General features: G+C 70.9%; 9 protein-coding genes. 5 read left to right on the forward strand and 4 right to left on the reverse strand.

Going from position 1 to position 11744, the window contains the following annotated elements:
- Nucleotides 1–5 precede the first annotated feature (5 nt).
- Complete coding sequence (locus tag ACWEPL_RS56935) at nucleotides 6–1418, reverse strand: MDR family MFS transporter (protein ID WP_452441583.1); 1413 nt, start codon at nucleotides 1416–1418, stop codon at nucleotides 6–8.
- Between the two features lie 111 nt (nucleotides 1419–1529).
- Here ACWEPL_RS56935 and ACWEPL_RS56940 point away from each other — a divergent pair, with 111 nt between their 5' ends.
- A complete protein-coding gene (locus tag ACWEPL_RS56940; protein ID WP_363968569.1) occupies nucleotides 1530–2159 on the forward strand; it encodes a TetR/AcrR family transcriptional regulator in 630 nt (209 codons plus the stop codon).
- Nucleotides 2160–2180: 21 nt separating this feature from the next.
- On the opposite strand, the gene ACWEPL_RS56945 is transcribed toward ACWEPL_RS56940, so the two are convergent.
- On the reverse strand, nucleotides 2181–3116 hold the full coding sequence (locus ACWEPL_RS56945; protein ID WP_452441577.1) for a hypothetical protein: 936 nt from the start codon (nucleotides 3114–3116) through the stop codon (nucleotides 2181–2183).
- 15 nt (nucleotides 3117–3131) lie between these two features.
- Nucleotides 3132–3728: an NAD(P)-dependent oxidoreductase gene (locus tag ACWEPL_RS56950; RefSeq protein ID WP_452441578.1), complete on the reverse strand. Its 597-nt coding sequence runs from the start codon at nucleotides 3726–3728 to the stop codon at nucleotides 3132–3134.
- Nucleotides 3729–3865: 137 nt separating this feature from the next.
- Here ACWEPL_RS56950 and ACWEPL_RS56955 point away from each other — a divergent pair, with 137 nt between their 5' ends.
- The 3 genes from ACWEPL_RS56955 (at nucleotide 3866) to ACWEPL_RS56965 (ending at nucleotide 7850) form a co-directional block, all read left to right on the forward strand.
- Nucleotides 3866–4117, forward strand: coding sequence for an arginine deiminase family protein (locus ACWEPL_RS56955; protein WP_452441584.1), 252 nt, complete (start codon nucleotides 3866–3868; stop codon nucleotides 4115–4117).
- Between the two features lie 37 nt (nucleotides 4118–4154).
- Nucleotides 4155–5465, forward strand: a complete 1311-nt coding sequence (locus tag ACWEPL_RS56960) for a lanthionine synthetase LanC family protein (protein ID WP_452441579.1) — start codon at nucleotides 4155–4157, stop codon at nucleotides 5463–5465.
- Nucleotides 5466–5564: 99 nt separating this feature from the next.
- Entirely contained in the window at nucleotides 5565–7850 is a 2286-nt protein-coding gene (locus tag ACWEPL_RS56965; protein ID WP_452441580.1) for a HelD family protein, read from the forward strand.
- Nucleotides 7851–7872: 22 nt separating this feature from the next.
- Here the strand turns inward: ACWEPL_RS56965 and ACWEPL_RS56970 are convergent, their stop codons facing one another.
- Nucleotides 7873–8328, reverse strand: coding sequence for a MarR family winged helix-turn-helix transcriptional regulator (locus tag ACWEPL_RS56970; protein WP_452441581.1), 456 nt, complete (start codon nucleotides 8326–8328; stop codon nucleotides 7873–7875).
- A gap of 99 nt (nucleotides 8329–8427) precedes the next feature.
- On the opposite strand from ACWEPL_RS56970, the gene ACWEPL_RS56975 reads away from it, so the two are divergent.
- A partial coding sequence (locus ACWEPL_RS56975) for an efflux RND transporter permease subunit (protein WP_452441582.1) occupies nucleotides 8428–11744 on the forward strand: 3317 nt, incomplete at its 3' end.

Here is an 11744-nt window from a genome sequence, read left to right on the forward strand (position 1 = left end):
CCGGCTCAGGATGGCGACGTTCTCCGGGGGAACAGCGCCGCGGAGACGAGGGCGAGCACTGCCAGGGCCAGCGCCCAGCCGAACGTGACGCCGAACGCGGACTCGGGGCTGGGGTGGGCGCCGGCGAGCTGATTCTCCAGCACGATCAGGAAGATCGCGGTGCCCAGTGATCCGCCGATCCGGTTGAGGACGTTCAAGGCGCTCGCGGCGCGCGGCGTTTCCCGCTCGCCGACAGACGCGTAGGCGGCTCCCATCGTCGGGCCCATCACGCTTCCGAGACCGAGCCCCTGGACCACCAGCGACACGCTCAGTGACCACGCCGCCGGTCCCGCGCCCGCTTGGGTGAACACGGCCGTTCCGGCGGCCATGAGCAGGAGGCCGGTGAGTACGACGGCGCGCGCGCCGTAACGGTGGGCGAGCCGCCCCGCGGCGAACGCGCCGACGGCGGCGCCGAGCGCCTGCGGGATGAGGAGCAGGCCGGTACGGAACGCGTCCGTGTGATGAACCTGCTGGTAGAAGAGCGGCAGCAGGACCATGGAGCTGTAGAGCGCGGCGCCGAGCAGGAACGAGGTCGCGGTCGCCGCCGCGAAGCCACGGCGGGCGAACAGTCGCACGTCGATCATCGCCGCGTCGCCGGCCCGCAGCGCGTGGATGACGTAACCGCCGACCAGCAACAGCCCGGCTCCGAGGACGGCGGTGGCGACGGACGATCCTGGTCCGCCGCGTTCGCCCGCCAGGGACAAGCCGTAGATCAGGGCCGTCGCCCCCGGGCACAGCAGGAGCAGGCCGAGAACGTCGAGCGGACGGCCGGTGTCCCGTTCGGCGCCGTCGGCGGGCAGCAGGCGCGCGGCGAGCGGGAGGACGGTCAGGCAGATGGGCAGGTTGACGTAGAAGATCCAACGCCAGTCCAGGCTCTGTACGACCAGCCCGCCGAGGACCGGCCCGAGGACCGGCGCGAACATCGCCGGGATCGACAGCAGCCCGAGGACCCGGCCGGCTTGGGACGGCCCGGCCGCTCGGGCCACGATCGCCTGGGAGATGGGGTTCATCAGACCGCCGCCCAGCGCCTGGAGCAGCCGGAAGCCGATGAGCGCGGGCAGCGACCAGGCGAGGCCGCACAGGGCCGAGCCCGCCGTGAACAGCGCCACGGCGATGATCCACATGCGCTTGGCGCCGTAACGCTCGCTCAGCCAGCCCGACAACGGCATCACCATCGCGATCGCCAGCAGGTATCCGGTCGCCACCCACTGGACGTCGGCCAGCGAGGTGCGGAAGTGGACGGCCATCGCCTGCGTCGCGACCCCGACGGCCGTCGCGTCCACGGTGGCCAGGATGGGGGCGGCGATCAGCACGAGCCCCATGCGCGTCAACCGGGGATCGAGCCTTTCGCGCGCCGGCGCGAGCGTGTCCGCGGCCATGGTCACCCTCTCACGGTCATCGGTTAGGTCGAACCCAAATCTAGGTCGGACACTTTATTAGGTCAAACCTAATTTTGGGCTCGTCCTTGTGACCGCGGGTAACATGAGACCGTGAGCGTGCGAGCCGAGGGGTTGCGGGAGGCCAAGAAGCGCCGGACGCGTCAGATGATCTCCGACGTCGCCACCCAGCTGTTCAAGGAGCGCGGCTTCGACAAGGTGACGATCGCCGACATCGCGAGCGCCGCGGGCGTGGCCAAGATGACGGTCACCAACTACTTCCCCCTCAAGGAGGACCTCGTCCTCGACATGGGCGAGGAACACGTCACCACGCTCACCCGGGCGGTCGGACAGCGCGAGCCGGGCGAGTCCGCCCTGGCCGCCCTGCGCCGCGACTATCTCGAACGGGTGCGCCGACGTGACCCGCTCATCCCCGACGACGACATCGCCTGGCAGCGCCTGGTGCGCGACACCCCGGCGCTCCGCGCCCGCCTCCGGCAGATCCACGAGCAGGCCGAGCACGCTCTGGCGGCCGTGCTGGCCGACGAGACCGGCGATGCGGGAATCACGACGAAACTCGCCGCCGCCCAGCTCGCCGCCGTGGACCGGCTGCTGTTCTTCGAGGGGCAGCGACTGGTCCTCGAAGGCAGGACCTCCGACGAGATCTTCGCGATACTCGCCGTCACCGCCGACCGCGCATTCGGCCTGCTGGAACCCGCCTTGGGCGGCTACGCCCGCCGTTGACGGCGCTGAAGCGCCGCGACGTTACGCGCGCGCGTATCTGGCGGCCATGGCATGGAAGATTTCCTTGGGCGTCCACCGGGTCTCGTCGAGCATTTTCACCACGCCGTAAGAGCTGAGGTCCTGCTCGCCCTGCAGAGTGAATGCCGCGAACGTGAACCAGAGCGCCGTGTCGATGCCCTCGTCGTGGAAGAGGTCGAGCAGTTCGGTGAAGTAACGCACCTGCTCGCCCTCGTCTCGCACGGCCGCGTTCGGCGGCTGCCACGCCATCGCGCCGAGCTCGCTCGCGCCGGTGTAGGCGCAGGTCCCGAATTCGGTGACGACGACCGGCTTGCCGTGCGCGAAATGCCGGCGCAGGTTCTCACGGAATCGACCGGCGTTGTACGCGGCCCGGTAGCCCCCGACGCTGACCAGGTCGAACGGGGACCAGTCGACGAGCTCCCATTGCCCGGACGCGTAGGTGACGCGGCCCCCGAACCGTTTCCGCACGGCCTCGGCCACCTCGCCCAGCCGGCCGTTGAGCCGCTGCATGATCGGACCGAGAGACGCCCAGAATTCCGGCCCGCCCCGCATGGCTTCGAATCGATCGAGGAAGGTGTCACCGGGCAGGTAACCGCCGCAGTACGCGCTCATCTCGCACCCGGCCACGAAGATCACCTCGGCGCCGTTCCCGCGCAGTGTCTCGGCCCGCTCCGCGCACTCGATCAGACAGTCCATGGTCTCTTCGGGCGTGAGGTCAACCGGGAACGGCGAGAGCCACACCTCCAGACCGGCCGCGGCCGCTTCCTCGGCGGCCACGCTCAGCCGCTCAGGATCCCTGCCTGAGACGCGGACCACGGAGCAATGTAAGTCGTCGGCCATCGCGCGCATGTCGCGCCTGACGGCCTCCACGTCGAACGTCCTACGCGAGAGCTGCTCTCCAGGCAGGAATCCGGTGTCGTAGTTGATGCCGTGTTTCATGGATGACCTTTCTGCTTATCGAGGTCCGCAGATCCCCAGCGCCTTGCCGATGAGGTCGGCGTCTTCGACGGTGTCGAGCAGCGCCATCGCATAGTCGGCGCGGGACAGCTGCATCGCGCCACCGGTCGCGTTGGCCTCGAAGTCGACGTGCACCCGCCCGGACGGCGGCTTGTCATTGAGCATGGTGGCGCGTGCGATGCTCCAGTCCAGGCCGCTGACCTGCAGCATGCCCTCGGCCCGCGCGAGGTCCACGTACGCATCGCGGAAGAACAGCCAGGCCAGGGCGACCGCGAGGCGCGGACGGGTGGCGGGCACCGAGCGGCTGCTGGTCATCACCAGCCGCGACACGCCGCGCTCCCGCATGGCCGTGATGAGGTTGCTCGCGATGCGACTCCCGCCGACGGCGGCGATCACCGCGTCCTGGCCCTGTACGGCCGTGCGCACGGTGTCGAGGTCGTGGGCGTCGCCCTGGTGTACGCCGGTCAGCCCCGGAAGGTCGGGCAACGAGTCCGGACGGCGGGCGAAGGCCGTGATCTCGTGCCCGCGCTCGATGCCCTGCGCCAGGACGTGCTTGCCGGTGCGACCGGCCGCGCCGATCACTAAGAGCTTCATCTTATTGCTCCTTTCTATATTGCAGTTTGCACTATAGCAGAGAGCCGTAGAGGCGGTCGGTTCGATGGGGATAGGCAGTGCGCTTCGAATCCCACGACGGCATCGCGTTTCGTCGCGGGCGATCGCGGGGCCGGGCAGTGGTTCTACACGCGTACGGACGAGGGCGGGCGGGTGCACCGGGTGGACGGCTGCGACCTGGACGAGTTCGGCGGAGACCGGATCCGGGTCAAGGACGCCTACCGCAGGGTCCACGGCGCGAGCGGTGGGACTCGGGCGGCAACTTCCTCGCCCTCGAGCCCGGCGTCGTGGTGGGGTACCACAAGAACCAGTACGCCAATCGAGGGGTTCGAGCGCCGATTGGCCGGCGGGGTGGGATGGGGGAGAATTGAGGTCGTTCACTGATCGGGAAGAGCCCTCGGGTGCGTCATGAGCCTGGATCCGACCCGCGCGTCCGCCGGAGCCCCGCTGCGTGCCGCGATCGGGGCCGCGCGGTGGATCAGGACGGCGGCCGCGGGCGACGCGCGGGCGCGGCACTGGGTGGGCAACCCCGACCCGCGGGGCCGCTCCGCGCTGACGCCTGAGCCCGCCTCCCTGTACGGCGGCGCGGCCGGCATCGTGCTGTTCTTCCTGGAGCTGGCCGCCGCGACCGGGCGGGAGGAGTACCTGGAGGACGCCCGGTCGGGCGTGCGCTACCTGGTCGAAGCCGGGCCCGGGGTCGGAGACGTGACGTTCCACCACGGGCTGGGCGGGATCGCGGTCGCCTTGTGCGAGGCCGGGTGGGTGCTGGGCGACGGCGTGGCCGAGGAGGCGGCCGTGGCGGCGCTGGACCGGGTGGCGCGGGTGGCGCGGCCGATGGACGGCGGTCCCGGCTGGTCGGGGGATCCGGCGCAGCGCGGCGACGGCGGTGTCGTGCTGGCGCTGCTGCACGGCGCCTCGATGCTGGGGGTGCCGTCGTACGCGGAGCTCGCGGCCGAGGCGGGGCTGCGGGCGGCGCGGCTGGCGGTGCCGGGGCACCGCTTCGGCGACTGCGAGGGCCTGCCGGCGGACGCGGTCACGCCGGGCTTCCTGGCCGGTACGGCGGGGACGGCGTTCCTGCTGGCCCGCCTGTACGGGGTGAGCGGGGATGCCCGGTTCCTGGAGGCGGCGCGCAGGGGCGCGGAATTCGTGCGCTCGGTCAGCGTGCTGAGCGGCCGGCGCGCGCTGGTGCCGCACCATCTGCCGCAGGGGCGAGGGCTGCACTACCTGGGGTTCTGCTCGGGCTCCGCCGGAGTGGCGCGGATGTTCGTGGAGCTGTACCGGGCCGGGGGCGACCCGGCCGACCTGGAGTGGGCCGAGCGGCTGGCCACGGGGATCGTGACGAGCGGCGTGCCGGGACGGCGGGTGCCCGGGCTGTGGGACACGGCCTGCCAGTGCTGCGGGCTGGCGGGGCTGGTGGAGCTGTTCGTCGGATTGTGGGCGGTGACGGGGCGGGAGGCGTACCTGGGCTTCGCCCGGACGCTGGGCGAGCACCTGGCGGGCAGGGCGAGCGGCGACGGCGGGGGCCTGCGGTGGTACCAGGCCTTCGAGCGGGTACGCCCCGGCGTGGTGAGCGCGGACACCGGGTACATGGCGGGCGCGGCGGGCATCGGCACGGCGCTGCTGCACCTGGAGGCGGTGGGGCGGGGACGGCGGGTGATCCTGCTGCCGGACAACCCATTCCCGGCGATCCCGGCGCCTTCCGAAATGCTGCCCGAATAACGCAACAAGGAGATTGCGCGCACGCGCGTGCGGCGTTAAGCTCGATTGCCCAATTTAGGCAAAGGCTTCACAATCCTCCGGTTAGGAGTATACCAGCGAATGGCTAATCGTCAAGATGGTCTTGCGGAAGCCCTTGACAGCGAACAGCGTACTGTGTCGTGGCTGTACGGTCGGCTCGACGTCGCCAGAGGGCGGGCGCAGGCGGCGCTGCGAGACGTGTACGCCAGGGCCGGCGGCACCCGCCAGGCGATGGTCGAACGCGAGGCGATGGCCTCGGAACAGGCCAGGAGGCTGGCCCAGCTGAACGCGGTCGAGCGGGGCCTGTGCTTCGGCCGCATCGACGACGGCACGGGGCAGAGCACGTACGTCGGCAGGATCGGGCTGCGCGACGAGGAGCACGAGTCGGTCCTCATCGACTGGCGGGCCCCTGCCGCGCGGCCGTTCTACGTGGCCACGGCCACCGACCCGGGCGGGCTGGTACGCCGTAGGCACCTGCACCTGAAGGACCGCACGGTGGTCGGCATCGACGACGAGGTGTTCGACCTGGAGGGGATGAGCGACGGCGACCGGCGCGCGCTCGTCGGCGAGGCGGCGCTGCTGGCGGCGCTGCGCCGGGGCAGGACGGGCCGGATGGGCGACGTGGTGGCCACCATCCAGACCGAGCAGGACCGGGTGATCCGCGCCTCGCTGCAGGGGGCGCTGGTGGTGCAGGGCGGCCCGGGCACCGGCAAGACCGTGGCGGCGCTGCACCGGGCGGCGTACCTGCTCTACACCCACCGCGACACCCTTGAGCGGCGCGGCGTGCTGGTGGTGGGCCCCAACTCGATGTTCCTGCGCTACATCAGCCAGGTGCTGCCGGCGCTGGGGGAGACGCAGGTGGTGATGACCACGGTCGGGGAGATGTTCCCGGGGGTGCGGGCGAGCGCGGCCGACGGGCCGGCGACGGCGGTGGTCAAGGGCGACGCGCGGATGGCCGACGTGGTCGCCCGCGCGCTGGAGCTGCGCCAGCGCGCGCCCGAGGGCGATCTGGTGGTCGAGCTGGACGGGCTCAACCTGCGGGTGCCGCACGCGACGTGCGTGCGGCTGCGCGACCGGGCGCGGGCGGTGCGGCTGCCGCACAACATGGCGCGCAAGCTGTACGTCACCGAGCTGCTCAAGGAGCTGGCCAAGGCCGAGGCGCGGGCGCTGGAGGAGTCGCTGCACATCGAGGAACTGGTCATCGAGGACGAACCGGAGCTCGCGCAGCCGCTCGACCTGGAAGGCGACCTGGACGAGCTGGATCTGGAGCTGGCCTCGCGGCGGCTGTGGGGCGAGCCGGGGATCCGGCGGGCGGTGGACGACCTGTGGCCGGAGCTGACGCCTCAGCGGCTGATCTCGGAGGTGCTGGCCTCGCCGGAGACGCTGTGGTCGGTGGCGCCGTCGGGGCTGGACTGGCAGGAGCTGGTCCGCCCGGTGGACGCGCCGTGGACGGCCGGGGACGTGCCGCTGCTGGACGAGGCGGCCGAGCTGCTGGGCGAGGACGACTCGGAGCGCCGGGTGGCGACCAGGCGGGAGTCCGAGGAGCAGGCGTCGGAGGAGCTGTACGCGCTGGAGGTGCTGCAGAGCACGGGGGTGCTGGAGGAGGGCATCTTCGACCGGGCCGACGTGCTGGCCGAGCGGCACGCGGACGACGGGCTCGGGCTGACGACGGCCGACCGGGCGGCGGCGGACCGGACGTGGGCGTACGGCCACGTGATCGTGGACGAGGCGCAGGAGCTGTCGGCGATGGCCTGGCGGATGATCATGCGGCGGGTGCCGGCGAAGTCGCTGACCGTCGTCGGCGACCTGGCCCAGACGGGGTCGGCGGCCGGGGCGCGGTCGTGGGGGGAGGTGCTGGACCCGTACCTCGAGGGGCGCTGGCGCGAGGAGCGGCTGCTGGTCAACTACCGCACGCCGGTGGAGATCATGACGGTGGCGGCGGACGTGCTGCGGGCCTTCGCGCCCGAGCAGGAGCCGCCTGAGTCGGTGCGCGAGGGCGGCTCACGGCCGCTCGCGGTGCGCCTGCCGGTGGCCGGGCTGCCGGGGCTGGTGGACGGGGAGCTGGCCTCGATCGGCGAGGGCCGGGTGGGCGTGGTGACCTCGGACGCGCGGCACGCGGAGGTGGCCGGCCTGTTCCCGGAGGGTGACCTGGACGCGCCGGTGGTGGTGCTGACGGTGGGGCAGGCCAAGGGGCTGGAGTTCGACGCGGTCGTGGTGGTGGATCCGGCGGGGATCATGGGGCAGTCGCCGATGGGAGGTCAGGACCTGTACGTGGCGGTGACGCGGGCCACCCGGCGGCTGACCGTCGTGTACGAGGGGGAGCTGCCGGAGGTCCTGTCCGGGCTGGCTTCCGAATCTACAACGTAAAGGCGCCGGCCTGACGTACGGGTCATTCGTTGTAGAGCTTGTCGGCCACCGCGCGGATGGTGCGCGTGATGTGGTCGAGGGAGCGCAGGGTCTCGGTGTCGAGGTGGTCCAGGATGCGGCGATAGTGTTCGAACCCGGAGTCCTGGATCTCCTCGATCAGGGCGGTGCCTGCGGGGGAGAGCTCGGCGCGGCGGACGCGGCGGTCGTGGGGGTCCTCGTGGCGGGTGACGAGGCCGTGGGCGACGAGCCGATCGACGAGGCCGGTGACGGTGCCGAGACTGACGCCGAGGTGGTGCGCGAGCTCCTGGCCGGAGGCGGAGCCGTTGAGGGCCAGGAGCATGATGACGTGGAGTTGTCGCATGGTCAGGTTGGAGGTGAACAGCGGGGACTGATGCTGCTGGGCGAACAGCCGCCCCATGCCACGCTGTGTTTCGCTGATTCGACGGATCAGGTCTTCGCGTTCGTCGCTCACACTCACCTCTCGCTTCCTGAGAAGGTTATCAGGAAAGCTCAATCTGTCTAAATATTCGTTCAAGGCGAAGTGTTAGTCTGGGGCGAACTCTTGGAGGGGACGCCTATGACCGCATTCGCCCGGTTGAGCCTGGTCAACCGCAGCCTCGTGATATTGCTCGCGCTCGTGCTCAGCGCGTTCGGCGCGTTCACGATTCCGCAGTTGAAGCAGCAGTTGCTGCCGTCTTTGAGCTTCCCTGGCGCGTTCGTGGTCGCGGCGTATCCGGGTGCCTCGCCCGAGATCGTCGAGGACCAGGTGACGAAGCCGATCGAGGACTCGTTCCAGGGCCTGGACGGCATGGAGCAGATGACCTCGACGTCGAAGGAGGGCCTGGCGCAGATCCAGGTGGCCTTCGAGTACGGCACGGACGTCGAGTCCTCGCTGAACAAGATGCAGCAGGCCATCACCCGCGTCTCCCTCCCGGATGGGGTGGATCCGCAGGTCGTGGCGGGCAACACCGACGACATCCCGGTGGTGGTGCTCGCGGTGGGCGATGGCGGCGACGAGCGGGCGATGGCCGACAAGCTGCGCCGGATCATGGTGCCGGAACTGCAGAGCGTGGAGGGCGTACGGGAGGCGTCGGTCACGGGCACCCGCGACGAGGTCGTCACGATCGAGCCGGACACCAAGAAGATGGCGAAGGCCGGCGTGTCGGCCTCGCAGATCCCCGATGTGCTGAAGGCGAACGGCACGCCGATCCCGGCGGGCACCCTGACCGCTGACGGCAAGTCCCTCACGGTGCAGGTGGGTGCGCGGGTCGACTCGGTGGCCAAGCTGAAGGACCTGTACCTGACCCCGGCCCAGCCGGCGGCCACCCAGCAGCAGCCGAGCCAGGCCCAGGCCCGCCCGCAGACCGGGCAGCCCGGCCGGCCGGGCCAGTCCCCGGCGGCCCTCGCGCAGCAGCAGGCGCCCAAGCCCAAGCCGCTCAAGCCGGTCAAGCTGGGCGATGTCGCCGAGATCAAGCAGGGGCTGGCGGACGCGACGACGATCACCCGTACGGACGGCAAGACGAGCCTGGGCGTGTCGGTGACGATGGTGCCCGACGGCAACGCTGTGTCGATCTCGCACGACATCCGGGCGAAGCTGCCCGAGCTGACCAGGTCGCTGGGCGACAGCTCGGACACGGCGGTGTCGGTGGTGTTCGACCAGGCGCCGTACGTGGAGGAGTCGATCCGGAGCCTGACCACGGAGGGCCTGCTGGGCCTGGCGTTCGCGGTGCTGGTCATCCTGGTGTTCCTGCTGTCGGTGCGTTCGACGCTGGTGACGGCGGTGTCGATCCCGCTGTCGGTGGTGATCGCGCTGATCGTGTTGTGGGCGGGCGACTATTCGCTGAACATGCTGACCCTGGGCGCGCTGACGATCGCGGTGGGCCGGGTGGTCGACGACTCCATCGTGGTGCTGGAGAACATCAAGCGACATCTCGCGTACGGCGAGGCCAAGCTGCAGGCGATCCTGACGGCGGTGCGCGAGGTGTCAGGCGCGGTGACGGCCTCGACGCTGACGACGGTGGCGGTGTTCGCGCCGATCGCGATCGTGGGCGGCATGGTGGGCGAGCTGTTCAGCCCGTTCGCGATCACGGTGGCGGTGGCGCTGCTGGCCTCGCTGGTGGTGTCGCTGACGGTGGTGCCGGTGCTGGCGTACTGGTTCCTGAAGGCGCCGGACCTGACGCCGGAGCAGGCGCGCAAGCAGCGCGAGGAGGCCGAGGCCAAGGAGCTGCGCTCGCCGCTGCAGCGGGCCTACCTGCCGGTGCTGCGGTTCGCGACCCGGTTCAAGCTGGTGACGATCCTCATCGGCGTGGCGGTGTTCATCGGCACGATGGGCCTGGCCGGCGGGCTGCAGACGAACTTCCTGGACTCCTCGGGCCAGAACACGATCTCCCTGTCGCAGAAGATGCCGGTCGGTACGGACCTGGCGACCACGGACAAGGCCGCCCAGCAGGTCGAGGGCGTGCTGAAGGACCTGGACGGCGTGGAGACGTACCAGGTGAACGTGGGTGGCGGCAACGCCATGCAGGGCGGCGCGGTCGGCGGTGGCGCGGACCGGGCGTCGTACTCGGTGACGGTCAAGGAGGGCGCCGACCCCGACAAGGTGCAGCAGGCGCTGCGCGAGCGGATCGACGGCCTGTCGGGCGTCGGCGAGGTCACGGTGGGCGGCGCCGGCGGGGGCGGGTTCTCCTCCGACACGATCGACGTGATCGTGCAGGCGCCCGACGCCGAGACGCTGCGTACGGCGACCGACACGGTCAAGACCGCGATGGGCGAGGTGTCGGGCCTCACCGAGGTGTCCTCCAACATGGAGACCAGCGCGCCGCGGGTCGAGGTCGTGGTGGACCGGCAGGAGGCCGCGGAGCGGGGCCTGTCGGAGGCACAGGTGGGGCAGGCGGTGGCGCAGGCCTTCCGCGGCGCGCCGCTGGGCCAGATCACCCTGGACGGCCGCTCCAGCGACCTGGTGCTGCGCGGCGCGGACGTGCCGGACGACATCAAGGCGATCAAGGACCTGAAGCTGCCGACGGCGGCGGGCATGATCAAGCTGTCGACGGTCGCGGACGTCAAGGAGGTGGCCGGGCCGACGCAGGTGACGCGGATCGACGGCGAGCGTTCGGCCACGGTGTCTGCCAAGGCGGCCGACTCCGGGAACCTGGGCGCCGTGACGCAGTCGCTGACGACCAAGTTGAACGGCCTGTCGCTGTCCGCGGGCGCCACCTATGAGATCGGCGGCGCGTCGGCCCAGCAGTCGGACGCGTTCTCCGACCTGGGGCTGGCGATGCTGGCGGCGATCGCGATCGTCTTCCTGATCATGGTGGCGACGTTCCGCAGCTTCGTCCAGCCGCTGATCCTGCTGGTGTCGATCCCGTTCGCGGCCACGGGCGCGATCGGGCTGCTGGTCGCCACCGACACCGCCCTGGGTGTGCCGGCGCTGATCGGCATGCTGATGCTGATCGGCATCGTGGTGACCAACGCCATCGTGCTCATCGACCTGATCAACCAGTATCGCGAGCAGGGCATGGGCGTGGTGGAAGCGGTCATCGAGGGCGGGCGGCGCAGGCTGCGGCCGATCCTGATGACGGCGGTGGCCACGATCTGCGCGCTGACGCCGATGGCGCTGGGGGTGACCGGCTCCGGCGGGTTCATCTCGCAGCCGCTGGCGATCGTGGTGATCGGTGGTCTGATCAGCTCGACGCTGCTGACCCTGGTGCTGGTCCCGACGCTGTACACGATGGTGGAGCGGGCGAAGGAGCGGATGCGGCGCAAGCCGGTCGAGCCCAAGCACGAGGCGAAGGTCCTCACCCCGACCTCCTGCCGCCGCGACCAAGCTGGCCAGAGAGAGCCTGTCGGAGGCGCGGCGGTCGGTGCACGCGCTGCGTCCCGAGCCGCTGCGGTCGG

It is taken from the genome of Nonomuraea sp. NPDC004186, from assembly GCF_053603495.1.

Bases quoted from the DNA above. Each gene is read 5' to 3' on its own strand.
- ACWEPL_RS56960 (WP_452441579.1), top strand. From the start codon at position 4,155: ATGAGCCTGGATCCGACCCGCGCGTCCGCCGGAGCCCCGCTGCGTGCC.
- ACWEPL_RS56945 (WP_452441577.1), bottom strand. From the start codon at position 3,116: ATGAAACACGGCATCAACTACGACACCGGATTCCTGCCTGGAGAGCAG.
- ACWEPL_RS56950 (WP_452441578.1), bottom strand. From the start codon at position 3,728: ATGAAGCTCTTAGTGATCGGCGCGGCCGGTCGCACCGGCAAGCACGTC.
- ACWEPL_RS56965 (WP_452441580.1), top strand. From the start codon at position 5,565: ATGGCTAATCGTCAAGATGGTCTTGCGGAAGCCCTTGACAGCGAACAG.
- ACWEPL_RS56935 (WP_452441583.1), bottom strand. From the start codon at position 1,418: ATGGCCGCGGACACGCTCGCGCCGGCGCGCGAAAGGCTCGATCCCCGG.